Annotated in this window: 17 protein-coding genes; 6 read left to right on the top strand and 11 right to left on the bottom strand. The window is 63.9% G+C overall.

The annotated features are described in order from the left end of the window. Nucleotides 1-125: 125 nt before the first annotated feature. Entirely contained in the window at nucleotides 126-581 is a 456-nt protein-coding gene (locus HL671_RS17235; RefSeq protein WP_172237100.1) for a DoxX family protein, read from the top strand. Between the two features lie 21 nt (nucleotides 582-602). On the opposite strand, the gene HL671_RS17230 is transcribed toward HL671_RS17235, so the two are convergent. The 4 genes from HL671_RS17230 to HL671_RS17215 form a co-directional block, all read right to left on the bottom strand. Beyond that, a complete protein-coding gene (locus HL671_RS17230) occupies nucleotides 603-1163 on the bottom strand; it encodes a dihydrofolate reductase family protein (protein WP_172237099.1) in 561 nt (186 codons plus the stop codon). A gap of 19 nt (nucleotides 1164-1182) precedes the next feature. Continuing rightward, nucleotides 1183-2139: a polysaccharide deacetylase family protein gene (locus HL671_RS17225; RefSeq protein WP_063719758.1), complete on the bottom strand. Its 957-nt coding sequence runs from the start codon at nucleotides 2137-2139 to the stop codon at nucleotides 1183-1185. 159 nt (nucleotides 2140-2298) lie between these two features. After that, complete coding sequence (locus HL671_RS17220; RefSeq protein WP_172237098.1) at nucleotides 2299-2874, bottom strand: glutathione peroxidase; 576 nt, start codon at nucleotides 2872-2874, stop codon at nucleotides 2299-2301. 165 nt (nucleotides 2875-3039) lie between these two features. Then, nucleotides 3040-4761, bottom strand: a complete 1722-nt coding sequence (locus HL671_RS17215; protein WP_172237097.1) for a L,D-transpeptidase family protein — start codon at nucleotides 4759-4761, stop codon at nucleotides 3040-3042. Between the two features lie 227 nt (nucleotides 4762-4988). Here HL671_RS17215 and HL671_RS17210 point away from each other — a divergent pair, with 227 nt between their 5' ends. Both HL671_RS17210 and HL671_RS17205 read left to right on the top strand, forming a co-directional pair. Further along, nucleotides 4989-5540: a CreA family protein gene (locus HL671_RS17210; RefSeq protein WP_172237096.1), complete on the top strand. Its 552-nt coding sequence runs from the start codon at nucleotides 4989-4991 to the stop codon at nucleotides 5538-5540. A 324-nt stretch (nucleotides 5541-5864) separates the two neighbouring features. Beyond that, nucleotides 5865-6254 carry a hypothetical protein gene (locus tag HL671_RS17205; RefSeq protein ID WP_172237095.1) on the top strand — a complete coding sequence of 130 codons (390 nt, stop codon included), beginning with the start codon at nucleotides 5865-5867 and terminating at the stop codon, nucleotides 6252-6254. A gap of 253 nt (nucleotides 6255-6507) precedes the next feature. On the opposite strand, the gene HL671_RS17200 is transcribed toward HL671_RS17205, so the two are convergent. From HL671_RS17200 to HL671_RS17185, 4 genes are all read right to left on the bottom strand, one after another. Next, a complete protein-coding gene (locus HL671_RS17200; protein ID WP_012043961.1) occupies nucleotides 6508-8229 on the bottom strand; it encodes a type I secretion system permease/ATPase in 1722 nt (573 codons plus the stop codon). Between the two features lie 239 nt (nucleotides 8230-8468). Next, on the bottom strand, nucleotides 8469-9812 hold the full coding sequence (locus tag HL671_RS17195; protein ID WP_172237094.1) for an HlyD family type I secretion periplasmic adaptor subunit: 1344 nt from the start codon (nucleotides 9810-9812) through the stop codon (nucleotides 8469-8471). Nucleotides 9813-9921: 109 nt separating this feature from the next. Next, the gene (locus tag HL671_RS17190; RefSeq protein ID WP_012043963.1) at nucleotides 9922-10125 is read right to left on the bottom strand and encodes a DUF6719 family protein; all 204 of its coding nucleotides are present in this window, start codon (nucleotides 10123-10125) and stop codon (nucleotides 9922-9924) included. Between the two features lie 56 nt (nucleotides 10126-10181). Continuing rightward, on the bottom strand, nucleotides 10182-10334 hold the full coding sequence (locus HL671_RS17185; RefSeq protein ID WP_168167902.1) for a hypothetical protein: 153 nt from the start codon (nucleotides 10332-10334) through the stop codon (nucleotides 10182-10184). A gap of 148 nt (nucleotides 10335-10482) precedes the next feature. Between HL671_RS17185 and HL671_RS17180 the strand changes: the two genes are divergently transcribed. The 3 genes from HL671_RS17180 (at nucleotide 10483) to HL671_RS17170 (ending at nucleotide 13080) form a co-directional block, all read left to right on the top strand. Next, nucleotides 10483-11763, top strand: coding sequence for an ArgE/DapE family deacylase (locus HL671_RS17180; protein ID WP_172237093.1), 1281 nt, complete (start codon nucleotides 10483-10485; stop codon nucleotides 11761-11763). A gap of 135 nt (nucleotides 11764-11898) precedes the next feature. Further along, entirely contained in the window at nucleotides 11899-12300 is a 402-nt protein-coding gene (locus HL671_RS17175) for a PaaI family thioesterase (protein WP_172237133.1), read from the top strand. Between the two features lie 156 nt (nucleotides 12301-12456). Then, on the top strand, nucleotides 12457-13080 hold the full coding sequence (locus HL671_RS17170) for a GNAT family N-acetyltransferase (RefSeq protein ID WP_172237092.1): 624 nt from the start codon (nucleotides 12457-12459) through the stop codon (nucleotides 13078-13080). A 126-nt stretch (nucleotides 13081-13206) separates the two neighbouring features. Here the strand turns inward: HL671_RS17170 and HL671_RS17165 are convergent, their stop codons facing one another. The 3 genes from HL671_RS17165 to HL671_RS17155 form a co-directional block, all read right to left on the bottom strand. Beyond that, the gene (locus HL671_RS17165; RefSeq protein ID WP_012043968.1) at nucleotides 13207-13512 is read right to left on the bottom strand and encodes a hypothetical protein; all 306 of its coding nucleotides are present in this window, start codon (nucleotides 13510-13512) and stop codon (nucleotides 13207-13209) included. 77 nt (nucleotides 13513-13589) lie between these two features. Then, nucleotides 13590-14288, bottom strand: coding sequence for a DUF2161 domain-containing phosphodiesterase (locus HL671_RS17160; protein ID WP_172237091.1), 699 nt, complete (start codon nucleotides 14286-14288; stop codon nucleotides 13590-13592). A gap of 94 nt (nucleotides 14289-14382) precedes the next feature. Beyond that, nucleotides 14383-15063, bottom strand: a complete 681-nt coding sequence (locus tag HL671_RS17155) for an SDR family oxidoreductase (RefSeq protein ID WP_172237090.1) — start codon at nucleotides 15061-15063, stop codon at nucleotides 14383-14385. Nucleotides 15064-15285 lie beyond the last annotated feature (222 nt).

Genomic DNA, 15285 nt, shown 5'->3' with positions numbered 1-15285 from the left:
GGCGGAATTCGTCCGGTTTCGGTCGCATTCCGCCCGCCTTTATTGTTGAAAAGCGTTGGAGACGTCACATATCCGGCCCGGTGGGCCGGCGACATATCGGTTGAAGTTGATCCGTGAGGGCGAGAATGCCGGGTTTCATTACGTTCGGGCGCGTTCTGTTTGCCGTGATCTTCATCTACACGGGCGCGACCAAGCTGTTCGGCATTCAAGCGACCGCCGATCTCATTGCCGCCAAGGTCACGATTCCCGCCGTGCTCGCGCCCTATGCGGCGCAGCTGGAAGCGGCCGCGAAGATGCCGATGCCGCAGATCCTGGCGATCGCTGCCGGCGCGTTCGAGGTGCTGGCTGGCGTGATGATCGCGCTCAACGTCCTCGGCCGGCTGTTCGCGTTGCTGATGATCGTATTCGTCGGCGCGACGATCTTCTACTTCCACGATTTCTGGAACCAGACCCCGCCCGATAACGCCAAGACACTGATCGACGCGCTGAAGAACCTCTCGATCATCGGCGCGCTGTTCATCATCTTTGGCTACGGCAAGGGACCGAAGGCACCCGAGCAGCGCGCCTATGGCGACATCTAGCCGGATCGTGAGCGGGTTGGCTTAGGCCGCGCGCTTCCAGGCGGTGACGCTGACCTCGTCGGCGGGATCGAGCATCAGCTGGTTGGCCGGGACAAGGCCGTGCGCGGTCAGCACCTGCTGCGGCGAGCGACCGGGAGCGACCGAGGTGAAGCAGGGCGCGCCCTCGGGCAACGAGACATGAGGCGCCAACGAAAGGAAGAACGTGTCGTAACGGTCCATGAACATGTCGAACACGACCGGCCCGCCGATGATGGCGACGGTTCCTGAATCGACGCCAGCGGCTTGGCAGGCAGCCTCGAACGAGGCGCCGGCCGGATTCCAAAGAGTCGAGAGCGGCTTTTCGGGGTCAGGCGCCAGCCCCGCCACCTTGCGGGTCACGACCAGCCGGCGGCGCTTCGGTGAGTTGGGCTGGTCCTCGTAGGAATTGCGCCCATGGACGATCAGATCGGCGCCATCCAGCGCCTGAGAAAAAAACGCGGCGTCGCCGGGAAATTTCAGCGCTGCCGGCATCACATTGTGGGTGTCGGCCAACATTCCGTCGGCCGACACGATCACGTAACCCTCGATTCGAAGCTTGTTCACTGACGAACGTCATCCTGTCTCATTCAGACACTGTCGTCACAACGCTCGACACCGGCCTTTGGCTCACCGTCGGCAGCTTGGCGACCTTCGCGAGCTGCTCGTCATATTGCGGCAGCGACTGCACCGGGGCCTTGGCCCGCATCGCGACGACCTTGTAGCCGCCGGCCTTGAGGCGGCGCAGCAGTTCGGGCAGCGCTTCGGCCGTGTGCTTGTGGAAGTCGTGCATCAGGATGATGCCCTTGCCGAGCTTGTCGAGTTTCTTGAAGGTGACGTCGATCACCGCCTGCGCATTGCGCGCCTTGAAGTCGAACGAGTCGAGGTCGCAGGAGAAGATGCCGATGTTGCGGGTGCCGAGATAGGTCACCATCTCCGGCGGATGCTGCAGCGCCGGGAAGCGGAAGAACGGAGCAGGTGAGTTGCCGCCAAGCGCCCATTTCACGGCGCTGATGCCGAGCTCGATCTCCTCCTTGCGCTGGTCCTCCGTAAGCTTCTTGTTGGTCAGCGCGGCGTGCGACCAAGTGTGCGTGCCCACAGTGTGGCCGGCGTTGTAGACCTGCTTCAGTATCTCCGGATAGTAGGTCGCGTGCTTGCCGATGATGAAGAAGATGCCCGTCGTGCACTGGTCGGCGAGCGCCTTGAGCACGCCGGGGGTGTTCTCCGGCCACGGGCCGTCGTCGAAGGTCAGCACGACCTCGTGATCCTTGAGGAAGTCGAGATCCTTGAAGTGCTCGAAGCCGAATCCGGGACCGCCTGTGGTGTCGATCTCGACGGTGCGGCCGACGCCGAGCGCCTCAGGGTTCATGCAGGGCGCTCGTGGCGGTTGGCTCTGTGGGGCCGGCGTTGCGGCCGCTGGCAGCGGAGCCGCAGCCGGGGTGGGGGCCGCCGCCGTGCGCTGGGCCTGCGACCACGCGGCGCCAGACGTCAACAACGATGCCGCCAAAGAACTCGCGAACACCAATCCAGCCGCAATCCGCATCGTGCTTCCTCGGGTTGTTGCAAGGCGAGCGCCGTAATCCAGAGTCGCTCCGCCATCCGGCTCGGGATACTAGCCCAGTCACCGGATGGTCGCCAAAAGGAAACACGGCAAAGTCACGCCGAGATTGCCGATTTCCGCCGCATTGTTGCCGAGTGTTGCTCAGCCGTCCGCGAGGTTGCGGGCGATGGCCGTCTTCACCCGGGTATCCGTCGGCTCGACCGAGGAGGCGAACACGTCGGCAATGTAGCCGTCGCGGCCGATCAGATATTTGTGAAAGTTCCAGCGCGGGGTGTCCTTCGGCCGCGTCTCGGCCGCCCAGCGGTAGAAGGGATGGGCGTTGGATCCGGTGACAACCGCCTTTGCGGTCATCGGAAAGGTGACGCCAAACTGCTTGTTGGCGAGCTCGGCAATGTCGCCGGCCACTCCCGGCTCCTGATTGAAGTCGTTCGACGGCACGGCAATGATCGACAAGCCGCGCTCGTGGAACTCGCTCCACAGCTGCTGCAGGCCGGTGTATTGCGGGGTATAGCCGCATTGCGAGGCCGTATTCACGACCAGGACCGGCTTGCCTGTGAACTCGGCCAGGCGAATCGGGTCACCCGACAGCGCCGGGAACGAGAAGCGATAGGCTGTGGTCTTGCTCACCGCATTCTCGGCGCGGGCTGCCGGCGAAATGAACGCTGAGCCGGCCATGGACGCGCCGATGCCGAAGAGAACCGTCCTGCGATCGATCATGAGAACCTCCTGAGCGGAACCAGCCTCGCCGGCCGTCGAGCGACATGGCCGCGACGGGACCGTACCATGAACGGTCCCGCGACGGCTTTGGATCAGGTCGCGTCCAGCAAGGGATACCTCGGTGGTACGAGTCGCCTTGGGCGGAAACAAGGACCCATTCCGCCGTCACCGCAGCGAAAGGATGAACTCCGTGCCCTCGCCAGTTTCGCCCTGGTTGAGGCCCTGATCGGAGACGATCAACGAACTTCCGCTCGACAAGGCCTCACCCAGCCAGGCCAGGACGTCCGCTGGAATCGTGATGCGATCGAGCGCCTCGGCGGCGCTGCTGAGCTGAACGACCGGCTTTGCATCAGCCTGCTCGACAGATTTCTTGCCGCGGCGGACCACACCGTCATTGGCCGCGACGCTCCGCGTCGAACCGGGAAGCGAGACGACCGTCCAATGCATCGTCGCCGGATCGGCCTTGTCTGCGGTCGCGGTGAAGACATGGGTGCCAAGCGGCTTGTCGCCCGGCGCGATGCTGATCGGCGTGTTGAACACCGGCGCAAAGTTCTGCCGAACGTACAGCTTGGAGTCCTTGCGGCTGATGAAGATCGCCACCTGGCTGTTGCGCTTCAACTCGGGCTTCGGAGCGATGGGCTTGTCCGGGCCCGCAAGACGCGACTGATCCTTTTCGAGAGTCTTGGGATCAACAGGGCTTTCCGGCGCCGTCGCTGCCGTGCCCGGGCGAATGGCGGGCTGATCCGTGATCTTGGTATCCGCGGGCTTTGCCTCTGTCGGCTTCACATCGGTCGAGCCAGTGGCTTCGAGGGCGGGGGCTTCGAGCGCGGGCGATGTCGCCGTCGCCTTCTCCGGTGGAGTGGCGTCCGCAGTGCTGCTGGGGAGGCTCGCCGGCGACCGCGTGGCATCCGTCGCGGTGGACGTCGCGTCGTCCTTTTGAGCAGCCTTGGCATTGGGCTCCACGAGGCTGGATTTCAGATCGGCGGCGCCGGCCACCACCTGCGCGGCGTCCGGGCGAGCAGCGTCCGGGCTTGGCGACGCATCGGAGGCCGTTGCGGCAAGACCATTCGCATTGCTGGCGTCGGCTGTCCGCAGCGGGCGCGACAGCGCCGTGGCTTCAGCCGAAGGAGTCGCCTCGGCGTGGCCGATGGTGGCCCGCAGATCCGTGGTCGCAACCGTAATCGGGGCTGCCAGAGCGGCGCCCTTGTCCGACTTGGTCGCTGCCGGAGTGGTGGCGTCGGGCTGGATCGACGCGCTCGGTTGCGGCGCCTTCAGCGCCGCGAGCAGGGGATGGGCGAAGCTGGCCGGGGCGACTTCGCCAGGGGTGACCAGAACGCGCGATCCCATTCGCGTCCACCCATAGATGCGCGTCGCGAAGCTCGCGGGCATGCGGATGCAGCCGTGCGATGCCGGATAGCCAGGCAGCACGCCGGCGTGCAGCGCCACGCCCGACCAGGTGATGCGCTGCATGAACGGCATCGGCGCGCCGCTATAGATGTTCGAGCGATGAAATTTCTGCTTCTGGATGACACTGAACACGCCGATCGGCGTGGAATGCCCTTTCATGCCGGTCGAGACCGGCGCTTCGGCAAACAGGCCGTTCGCGTCGTAGACCTTGAGGCGCTGCTTGTCGATGGACACCGCCACGGTCACGGGCCCTTGCGGTTTGGCCGCTTCCTTCTCGAGCTTGACAGTTTTCTGAATCGGGCGCGCCTTCGGCTTGCGCGGCACGACATACGGCTCGGCCGGATAGATGGTTTGCTGCGGATCATTCCATTCGGAGTAGGGCGCAGCTCCAGCCTGTGACGTCGCTGCTACGATAAGCGGTACTGAAACGATTGCTGCACAATAAAACCGCCCCCTGGCGGCTGCACGAACGCAGAGCATTCCGGCAAGTCCTCAAGAACCATCTGGCCTTTAGTGTCGCAGACGGAGTCTGCGTTCACCAGCTTGGGGCTTCTGCCCTGCGTGTTTTCGTTCCGATCGTAGCAGAAAAGCCTCACATCCCGTTAAACGAGTATCGGATGTGACGGGACCGGAATGCCTTCCTTGCAGGCATTTGTGTCCCTACATGGGCGGTATGCCGAGCCATCGGCGGTATAACGGAGACCGACATGTCGTTCAGAGCCACCAGCCAGTTTGACCTGTGGCTGAAAACCTTAGCTTTCCTGCTGCTTATCGGGCTGTCTTCGCCTGTGGTGTCAGCGTACGCCGCCGACGAGCCGGATCTGATCTTCCGTCGGTCGACTGTGTTCAAATTGCTCAGCCCGAATGACAAGCTTGCGACCTATGGCGTTGACGATCCTGAGGTCGAGGGCGTCGCCTGCCATTTCACCGTGCCCCAGAAGGGGGGATATGCCGGCTGGCTCGGTCTTGCGGAGGAGGTGTCCGACATTTCGCTCGCATGCCGGCAAATCGGGCCGATCCGCTTCAAGCGCAAGCTCGAACAGGCCGACGACATGTTTCGGCAGCGGCGGTCGCTGTTCTTCAAGAAGATGCAGATCGTGCGCGGCTGCGACGCCAAGCGCAACGTTCTCGTCTACATGGTCTATTCGGACAAATTGATCGAAGGCTCGCCGAAGAACTCGACCTCGTCGGTGCCGGTCATGCCCTGGGGCAAGGCGGATGATGGCGATGTGCAGAAATGCGGAGACTTCATTCAATAAGGATGAACGATCGGAAGAGGCGGACTGTCCATGGGCTTGCCGCCCCGCTTGCGCGGCTGGCTCCTGGCAGACAGGGGGAATCGGAGTTGCGTTGAGCTGTTGCGCTGAGATGACGTGAGGAACGCCTCCTTTTGCTTGAAGGAAATGCGCCATTCTTTCGGTAGTTGTGTTTGATGTCGTCCCGGAAGGCGCACGAAACAATTGGCCGCGCGACGAAACCATTTTCCCCTTGTGGCGCAAACGGACTGAAACCTGGCGACCTTATCAAGCACGGTCAGGCGACGAAGCCACTCCGAACTTCCTTCCAGCCATGCCGTGGATGCGATGACGAGACCTCGAGACCAGCGATGGGCGACGCTTCGTCAGAGTCTCGCGACCGTTGCCGTTCTTGTCGGCCTCGGCGCGTCCGCCGCCGATGCTCGGCCCACGGCCCCATTGCCCGATCTGCGCAGCGACTTCGTTCGCCAATGTGCGCCGCACATGGTCGGACGATGGGCGCATCCTGAAGCCGTATGCTCGTGCCTGCATGACCATGCGATCGTCATGGTCGAGGATGCCGACCTTCGCGAGGCGCTGCTGCGCGGAATCAGCGAGAACGGTGTCCCGACGATCGAGACGCAATGGGTGCCGCCAAGCAAGCTGGCGGAGATCGGCCCAACCTTTTCCAAGATCGCCAAGCCGACATTGCAGTGCATGTTCGCTCCCGCCGATTGATGCGGGGAAGCTGAACCTCGCGCGGCGCGGCTTGGTTCGAGAGCGCATTCCGACCAACTCTTTAGCGAGGGCTGCTGCCTGATCCGGACATGCTGCGGAAGCGCCGCGGTGTCCGGCTGCACCGGTTGCGGCATTTCGGAGCAGGGCGTCGCCGTTCGCAGCGCTGTGGACGCTGCAGGAACTGCCGAGCGCAATGTTGCTGGATCATGGCGGTCGGCTTGGGCTGCATCGGATCGGCTGACGATGTTCATGTTTAGGCAGCGGTGGCGGCCGCACGATCGTGGGCGACGACGACGCGCTGACCGCGCATCCGGGCGATCACCTCGTCGCGCTCCCCGAAGGCCAGCGACTTGCCGAACGACATCACCATGATGCGATCGACATGCGCGAGAAGCTGCGGGCGATGCGTGACGACGATGACGGTCCGGCCGGCGGCCTTTGCCTGGGCCATGGCATGGGCCAGCGCCCGCTCGCCGTCCTCGTCGAGGTTGGAGTTCGGCTCGTCCAGGATCAGCAGGCGTGGATCGCCATACAGGGCGCGGGCCAGACCGACACGCTGGCGCATGCCGCCTGAGAGCGCGACGCCACCCTCGCCGATGGGCGTGTCATAGCCATTGGGCAGACGCAGGATCACCTCATGCGCGCCAGCAGCCTTGGCCGCCGCGACCACAGCGGCTTCGTCGACCTTGGCCAGCCGCGCGATGTTGTCCGCGACCGTGCCCGAGAACAGCTCGATGTCCTGCGGCAGATAGCCGATATGCTTGCCGAGCCGATTCTGATCCCACTGGCTGTAGGCTGCGCCATCGATGCGGATCACACCTTCGCGCAGCGGCCAGACGCCAGCCATCGCACGCGCCATGCTGGACTTGCCGCTGGCGGAGGCGCCGACAATCGCGAGGCTCTCGCCGGCCTTGAGCGAGAAGCTGACCCCCTTGACCGACGGGCGGCCTGCCGCCGGCGGCCAGACCACGGCATTTTCGACGTCGATATCGCCGCGCGGCGCAGGGAGCGCGGTCGGCGCAGCGGTGACCGGAAGCGCCTGGAACAGCTCTTCGAGTCGGCGATAGGCGGAGCGGAAAGCGATGATCCGCTTCCACTGGCCGACGACCTGTTCAACCGGCGCCAGCGCGCGGCCCATGATGATCGATGTCGCCATCATGGCGCCGGGAGAGATCTGCTGCTCGATCGCGAGCCAGGCGCCGATGCAGAGCAGCGACGTCTGCACGGCCATGCGGGCGAATTTGGTGATCGAGTGCATCGCGGCGCCGCGCTCGACCAGCGTGCTGTGGGCATCGACCATGGCCGACTGTCGGCAGCTCCAGCGATCCATGACGATGTCGCCCATGCCGAGGCCGCGCACGACCTCGCCATTGCGCAGTGCCGCTGCCACGAAGCGCGAGGCCTCGTTGGCCAGCGCGTTGGTGCGCTCAACGCTGGAGCGCGTGTAAAACTCGGTCAACAGCGCCAGCGAGAACAAGACGACCGCTCCCAACAGCGAGAGAATGCCGAGATAGGCGTGCTGCAGGAAACACAGCGCCACGAACACCGGTGTCCAGGGCAGGTCGCAGGCGATAGCCGCGGTGCCGCTCGAGATGCAGTCGCGGATGGTCTCGGCGTCGCGGATGATCTGCTGTCCAAAGCGATGCCGCGGTGACAGCTCAGCCTTCATCATCGTTTCGAACAGAGGGTGGCGCAGGGTGCCTTCGAACTGGACGCCGGCGCGCGCCAGCACCCCGGAGCGGGCAAATTCGAGGATGCCGTACAACACCAGGAAAACGCCGACGATCAGGGTCAGCATCACCAGCGTGCCAAGATTGCGGCTGGTGAGCACGCGGTCATACACCTGCATCGAATAGAGCGGCGAAGCCAGCATGCTCGCATTGATGAAGAGGCTGAGAACGAAGGTCGCGGTGAGCGCGGGAAAGCAGGCCCGCAGTGCGGTTCCGAGCGGGCTGCGGGCGGTGGTCGTCGTCATGACTGGTCCCTTTGCGATTGGCAGGAGGAGCTTCGTCCAAGCGGAGCTCTGCCACCGTGACCAACCTCACACAGGCGCGACCCGCGTCCTTCGTTCAAAGACGAACCGTCACCTTCGCCTTCGCTGTCACCGTGCTGCAGTCTGCCATCGGGCGGCGCGCTCACCGAAGTTTCTAGGTCCGCATGGTCTGCGTCCCACGCGGGCGCCGATGCGCCCGCTCTCAGTCTGTGTCCGGCACCTCATTTCTCCCGGAAGGTCTTGGCCAGGGTGTTGAGCAGGGGGCCGACGAGATATTCGAGCACGGTGCGTTCACCCGTGGAGATGATCACGTCGGCCTGCATGCCCGGCATGATCTTGCTGGCGATCTCCGGCGGAAGGATCGAATAGTCGATCACGACCCGTGCGGAGTAATAGCTCTGCTTGGTCGCCTCGTCGGATATTGCGTCAGCCGAAACGCTCTGGACCTTGCCGAAGATCGTCGGCGTCGTGCGTGAGGAGAAGTTCGGGAAGCGGACTTCAGCCTTCTGTCCGACCGCGACGCTCTCGATATCGCGCGGCGAGACATGCGCCATCACGTCGACGCCTTCGCCGATCGGCACGATCTCTGCCAGCGTATCGCCCGGCTTCACCACGGCGCCGACCGTGTGAACCTTCATGTTCATGACGATACCGTCGCGCTCGGCGCGGATGTCGACACGGCGCAGCACGTCCTCGGCAATGACGAGCTTCTCGCGCAGATCCGACAATTTTGCTCGGGTGCCGTCGAGCTGCTGGCCGACCTCCGTCTGGTATTTCTGCAGCGCCTGATCGATCTGCAGGCGCGTTTGCGCCGCCGTCTGCGTCAGCCGTGCCACGTCGGCCTGGGCCTGGCCGAGATCACCCTCGACACGGGCGCGGTCGCGCTCCAGCTCCAGGAACTTGTTGCGGGGATAATAGCCCTGCGCGACGGCAGGCCTGACATTGTTCATCTGCGTATCGAAGCTCGCCAGTTGCGCCCCCAGCGCGGCGCGCTGCCTGTCGCGGCCGGCGAGCTCCTGCTGCTGCTGGACGATCTGCGAGTTCAGGATGTTGATCTGGCTGATCAGGCCATTGCGGCGCTCGATGAACAGCCGCTGCTGATCGGCGATGGCGAGCGCTGCTTCCGGAACGTTTTGCCGATTGAGCAGACTGTCCGGGAAGGTGATCATCCGTGCATTGCCGCGCTCGGCGAGCAGGCGCGCTTCCTCGGCGAGTGCGGCGTCCATCTGCTTGCGCAGGAGATCGGTGTTGGCCTGCGCCTCGGTCGGCTGCAGCCGGAACAGCAGGTCGCCGCGGCGCACCTCGCGGGTTTCTTTGGCCAGGATCTCCCTGACGATGCCACCTTCGCGGTGCTGGACCACCTTGTGATCGCCGGAGACGGACACCGTGCCCGGCGCAATTGCCGCGCGGTCGAGCGGCGCATAGGCCGACCACACACCAAATCCGCCAAATACGAGCGCGATCGAGATGTAGCCGAGCAGGGCGTAACGGCCAAAATCGGCTTTGACCGGCTGCGGCCGGCCGGGCAGTTCAAAGCTGTTGTCCTGCACCAGTGCCATCGACATGGGTGTCCCCCGTGGTCTTCACCGGAGGGCAGCATCTACGGTCGGCGGTTCGGGAACTGTGCGGCATGTCACACCGTACGGCAGACATCACCAGGTCGCCTCCACCCCGCTACTTCTTCGGCCCGAAGCGGGGAACGCATGTGACGGTCCGGACGATGCCGTTCTCGCTCATGGTGGCTCCGACGACCTGCTTCACCTGGCCGGCAGGGCAGGTGCCATCGTCGACCAGCACGCGCTGGCCCAGCCTGAGATCGGTGATGTCCTGCTCGCTCCCGACATATTGTGCGTGCGCTGGTGCGAGCAGAAGAAGCATCAGCCCGAATGCGCCGAGGGACCGCGATGCCGTGAGCGAGGGACGGAGAGGACGCATCATTTGCCTTCGATCTTCAGGCCGTTCGGTCCAAGATTGATCTGGACGCCGTTCGGCTGCCTTTTGGCTTGGTAGAAGTTGTAACCGAGCACGATCACCGCCGCGGTGAGAATGCCGAGCAGAAAATACAGGATGTTGCGGTGATCCGACATGGCAAAATTCCAAAGTATGTCATTGCGGTCGTTCGTATGCGTCAATGTACGAGGAGGCTTGCGATTCTGAAAGCAACGGCATTTCCACTGCAACTCCGCATCGGATTGTGATTTGCTGCTGTGGTCAGTCATCGGAACCTGAACACGCATGCTCACGCCCGACATCACGCAACGAATCGTCGACGCCGTCGACGACGCTTTCGACCATCAGCTCGCGACCACGAGCGATTTCGTCGCCATTCCCTCCACTCGCGGCGCCGAAGGGCCTTGCCAGGACATGTTCGGCGATCTCCTGCGCATGCGCGGCTACGAGGTCGACGATTGGCACATCGAGCTCGATGCGCTCAAGGACATGCGCGGTTACGGTCCGATCGAGCATGACTTCTCGAAGGCGCGCAGCGTGGTCGGAACGTATCGGCCGGCGACCACGGCGGGCCGCTCGCTCATCCTGCAGGGCCATTGCGACGTGGTGCCGGCGGGGCCGCTCGAGATGTGGGAGACGCCGCCATTCTCGCCGGTCATCCGCGACGGGCGGATGTATGGCCGCGGCGCCTGCGACATGAAGTCCGGCACGATCGGTGCGTTGTATGCGCTGGATGCCATCAAGGCTGCGGGGTTCAAGCCGACGGCCCGCATTCACGTCCAGTCCGTCATCGAGGAGGAGAGCACCGGCGTCGGCGCGCTGTCCACTCTGCAGCGCGGCTATCGCGCCGATGCCTGCTTCATACCCGAGCCGACCAGCGAAAAGATGGTGCGTTCGCAGGTCGGCGTGATCTGGTTCCGTTTGAAGGTGCGCGGCTTTCCCGCCCATGTGTTCGAGGCCGGGATCGGCGCCAATGCGATCCAGGCGAGCTATCATCTGATCCACGCGCTGGAGAAGCTCGAGGCCGAGTGGAACGAGCGGGCCAAGAGCGATCGTCATTTCAAGACGCTCAATCATCCCATCAACTTCAATCCCGGGATCATCAGGGGCGGCGATTGGGCGTCGAGCGTGCCGGCGTGGTGCGATGTGGATTGTCGGATCGCGGTGCTGCCGGGTTGGTCGATCAAGGACTGTCAGAACGAGATCCTCGCTTGCGTCGCGGCTGCCTCACGCGATCACCGTTTCCTGTCCAACAATCCGCCGGTCGTGGAATGGTCGGGCTTCCTGTCCGAAGGCTACGAACTCGCGGATTCGGCCGAGCCGGAGGCGGCGTTCGGACGGGCTTTCAACGCGGTCTATGGCGGGGAGGTCCAGGATCTCGTCTTCACCGCGCTCACCGACACCCGCTTTTACGGGCTGAACTACAACATCCCGAGTCTGTGTTTCGGCGCCGCTGGCGCTGCGATGCATGGCTTCAACGAATATGTCGATCTTGCTTCGCTGCGCCAGGCGACCAAGACCATGGCATTGTTCGTCGCCGACTGGTGCGGAGTGGAGCCGAGCTGAGCTGAGCGGGATCACGACGACGCGCAATGACCTCGCAGGTCATTGCGCGCGAGTCACTGCCTGGCGCATTCACTTGGTGCATTCGTCGGCGGCTCTGACGGAGGCAGACCCGTGTCCGATCAGGAGGAGAACGGCATGACACCGCTGGACAAGATCAATGCGCTGAAGATGCCGTTCGCGGAACTGAAGGGTGTCACGTTCACCGAAGCCGGCGCGGATCGGGTGGTGGCGACGATGCGGGTCAGGGCCGATCTGTGTACGTTGCATCATACCGTTCACGGCGGCGCCGTCATGGCGCTGGCCGATTCGGTGGGGGCTGCCGCCACTGTCATCAACCTTCCCGACGATGCCAAAGGCACCACGACGATCGAGAGCAAGACCAATTTCATCGGCGGCGCCAAGGAGGGGACGGTCATCACGGCGATTGCGACCCCGGTGCATCGCGGGCGCCGCACCCAGGTATGGCAAACCCGGATCGAGACCGCCGAAGGCCGGCTGGTGGCGGTCGTCACCCAGACCCAGCTCGTGCTCGATTGATTCGTACACAAACGAGTTGTTAACTCACGCGGTGCGCGCATGGCCGCATGTTCCCTCCGTAGAGCACGGGGCTTGCAATGAATGTTGCGATGCACAATATAGCCGCTGTCTAGGGAAGACGCTTGTGCACGAGGGCTTCGAAGAGGAGTCTTGGCAGTGTCACAGTTAGATAGTTTTCGTCCGCGGCCGGGCTTCGGCTATGTGCGGACGCTCAGCCAGCACGAGGAACTGCCGCTGCTGCGCGATCATCTGTTGCGGCTCGATCCTGAGAGCCGGCACGATCGATTCAACGGCTTCCTCGATGACAGTTTCATCGAACGCTATGCGGCCCGCTGTGCGGCTGACGGCACGATCGTTGTCGCCTATATGGAAAACGGCATGGTCCGCGGTGCGGCCGAGATGCATCCGCCGGAGCAGTCGGAAGACGGGCTCCCGGAGATTGCGTTCAGCGTGGAATCCTGCGTGCGCCGTCGCGGTGTTGGCAGCCTGCTGTTTCAGCGCGTGATCTCGGAGGCGCGCTGGAAGGGCTACCGCCAGCTGCGGGTCACGACCGGAGCGCAGAACCACGCGATGCGGGCCTTGGCGGCCAAGTTCGGGGCCCACCTGGCGTTCCGCCATGGGGAGTCGACGGGCACGATCGATCTGGAGCAGCAGCCGCAGGACGAATTGACGAAGCTCGTGATCGAGGCGCCGATCGCAGCGGCACGTGCCTTCTTCAACCTCAACCGCGCCTGCTGGAAGCTGGTCACGCGCATGTATGGCGACCAGCGCGCGGCTTGAACTCACAAGCTTGCACAACGACAAGAGCGCAACGGCGGTGCCGCTGCGCTCTTGTCGTTTGAGAAGGGTCTTTGGGATTTGTGAGCCGGCCTGTCGCGCGCTCGCGCGGGCGACAGAGTCGTCCGATCAGGTGCCGGTGCGCTTGTCGAAGTTGAAACGGCGCACGGTGCGGCGTTCCACCACGACGGCGCGCTGCTGGGTGCCTTGGTCGGCGGTAATCACGCGTGTATTGGTCCGCGCAGCAACCCGACTGGCTTTCTTCACCTCAGGCAGTACCTGCTCGAGCGGGAGTCCCATCAGGGCTGATGCGATCTCGGCCTGGGCCTGGACATCATCCGTGATGCCGGACGCAGCGAAGATCGCCTCCTCCAAGGTCGGAGGATCACGCCTGACGCGACGCGGACCGTACTTGGTGTTCCAATCTTCGCTCATGGGGGCCTCGTGAATCGTCCGGGATACCTAGAAGCAGCTTTGTTGCATTGCAATATGAAATCTGCACGGCAGCCCAGTTATGCGTTCACCATGTCGCGATCGGGCAACGCGGCCTCCGTGATGTGGATATTCTGGGGCCAGCGGCGCAAGGCTGCATGCCCGGCTGGCGTGAGAGCGTAGACCCCGCGCTCGGCGCGGTCGAACCAGCCATAGACGTTACGCTGAAGGATCTTCGGTGCGTCTGGGATGTCGGCACGAAGCTCTCGCACACGCTTCGGGCCGCCCGACAGTGCGGAGGCGCAGGCCAGCGCCTGCTGGCGATAGGCGGTCATCACCGGTGCGCGAGTCGAGCCGCCGGCCACCGGATCTCCTTTGCGCCGCTGATGCTCGCTCACCAGCCGCGATCTCTTCTTGAGGTTTTTCCGCGGTGCAGTCGTGGGCGGTTGCACCAGCACCTCGACCTGACCGCTGGAGGTTACCGCGAGCATGCCGAAGCCGAGCCGCCGGCAAAGGTTGCGGTAGCGGGCATCGCTTTCGCGGCCTTTGCCACGCGCCGACAGTCTGGCCGCAACCCAGACCTCATCGCAGGCGCCGGCGCGATCGACGGCCTGCAGCAGCAGCTCCAGATTAAAAGACTGCTTCAACTCGCAGATCACCACCAGTGGCGGCTCGTCGCCCTTCAGCGCGACCACGTCACAGCCGCCGATCTCCCCTTTGGCTGTAAAGCCGAGGTTTTCGAGGAACCGTTTCACGGGCAGATACAGCGCGGTTTCCAAGGGAGTATCCCTGCGTGCGACTCAAGGCGCGAGTCTAGCGCGACGAGTCGCGCGATGTCAGCGCCAAGCCAGCGATTGATGGACGGCGCTGCGCCTACATGCGGCCAACCACCGGTATCAGCGCGCCGGTCACGCCGCTCGCGGCGTCGCTTGCAAGAAACAGAATCACTTCCGCGAGTTCCTGCGGCGTCACCCATTTGTCGAAATCGGCCTTCGGCATGCTGGCGCGATTGGCCGGCGTGTCGATGGTCGAAGGCAGCACGGCATTGACGGTGATCTTGCCTTTCCACTCCGATGCGAGCGCCTCGGTCAGGCGATGCACACCGGATTTGGAGGCAGCGTAGGGGCCCATGCCGGCGCCGGCCTGCAGCGCGCCCATCGCGCCGATATTGACGATGCGGCCGGTGCTGGAACGCACCAGATGCGGGATCGCAGCGCGCGAGGCATGCAGCGCCGTCATGAGATTGCGCGCATGCATCTTGTCCCAGACCGTATCGTCGCCATCGGCTGCATTCTCGAACGCAAATGCGCCGGCGATGTTGATCAGGGCATCCAGAGTGCCGAAATGGGCCGCGACCGAGTCGATTGCGACCTTCGCCTGTTCGGGATCGGACAGGTCGACCCCTCCGAGTTCGATGCGGTCGTCGCTGGCTGGGATTTCTGCCTGGGCATGATCGATTCCGGCCACGTGCGCGCCCCGCGCCAGAGCGAGATCGGCAACGCTCCGCCCTAGCGCCCCCTGCGCGCCCGTAATGACAATCACTGCTCCGTTCATTCCGTCCCCTGGTCTCCATTCGCCCCGCGTGCCCGGCTTTTATACTATTGCCACGCCGACGAGTTGCAATGGCTGCGCGGCCCGCGGGATGGAATTGCATCTGAGTGTGAGCCATTCGATGACGATGATGACGATCGGCTCGTGAGCGAATGCGTGACCGCCCATGTCATCCGGGCACTTGCCGAAGCCGTGGGCACCGCGGGCCTGATCGATAAAATTTGT

The organism is Bradyrhizobium denitrificans (genome assembly GCF_013179005.1).
Classification (GTDB): domain Bacteria; phylum Pseudomonadota; class Alphaproteobacteria; order Rhizobiales; family Xanthobacteraceae; genus Bradyrhizobium; species Bradyrhizobium denitrificans.
Note: the sequence above shows the minus strand (reverse complement) of the source record. Positions and strands in the feature narration are given on the sequence as shown.

What these genes read in the sequence shown, in the direction of transcription:
- HL671_RS17205 (WP_172237095.1), top strand. Translation starts at nt 5,865, where the DNA reads ATGACGAGACCTCGAGACCAGCGATGGGCGACGCTTCGTCAGAGTCTC.
- HL671_RS17155 (WP_172237090.1), bottom strand. Translation starts at nt 15,063, where the DNA reads ATGAACGGAGCAGTGATTGTCATTACGGGCGCGCAGGGGGCGCTAGGG.
- HL671_RS17190 (WP_012043963.1), bottom strand. Translation starts at nt 10,125, where the DNA reads ATGCTTCTTCTGCTCGCACCAGCGCACGCACAATATGTCGGGAGCGAG.
- HL671_RS17195 (WP_172237094.1), bottom strand. Translation starts at nt 9,812, where the DNA reads ATGTCGATGGCACTGGTGCAGGACAACAGCTTTGAACTGCCCGGCCGG.
- HL671_RS17220 (WP_172237098.1), bottom strand. Translation starts at nt 2,874, where the DNA reads ATGATCGATCGCAGGACGGTTCTCTTCGGCATCGGCGCGTCCATGGCC.
- HL671_RS17180 (WP_172237093.1), top strand. Translation starts at nt 10,483, where the DNA reads ATGCTCACGCCCGACATCACGCAACGAATCGTCGACGCCGTCGACGAC.
- HL671_RS17200 (WP_012043961.1), bottom strand. Translation starts at nt 8,229, where the DNA reads ATGACGACGACCACCGCCCGCAGCCCGCTCGGAACCGCACTGCGGGCC.
- HL671_RS17185 (WP_168167902.1), bottom strand. Translation starts at nt 10,334, where the DNA reads ATGTCGGATCACCGCAACATCCTGTATTTTCTGCTCGGCATTCTCACC.
- HL671_RS17210 (WP_172237096.1), top strand. Translation starts at nt 4,989, where the DNA reads ATGTCGTTCAGAGCCACCAGCCAGTTTGACCTGTGGCTGAAAACCTTA.
- HL671_RS17165 (WP_012043968.1), bottom strand. Translation starts at nt 13,512, where the DNA reads ATGAGCGAAGATTGGAACACCAAGTACGGTCCGCGTCGCGTCAGGCGT.
- HL671_RS17235 (WP_172237100.1), top strand. Translation starts at nt 126, where the DNA reads ATGCCGGGTTTCATTACGTTCGGGCGCGTTCTGTTTGCCGTGATCTTC.
- HL671_RS17215 (WP_172237097.1), bottom strand. Translation starts at nt 4,761, where the DNA reads ATGCTCTGCGTTCGTGCAGCCGCCAGGGGGCGGTTTTATTGTGCAGCA.
- HL671_RS17175 (WP_172237133.1), top strand. Translation starts at nt 11,899, where the DNA reads ATGACACCGCTGGACAAGATCAATGCGCTGAAGATGCCGTTCGCGGAA.
- HL671_RS17225 (WP_063719758.1), bottom strand. Translation starts at nt 2,139, where the DNA reads ATGCGGATTGCGGCTGGATTGGTGTTCGCGAGTTCTTTGGCGGCATCG.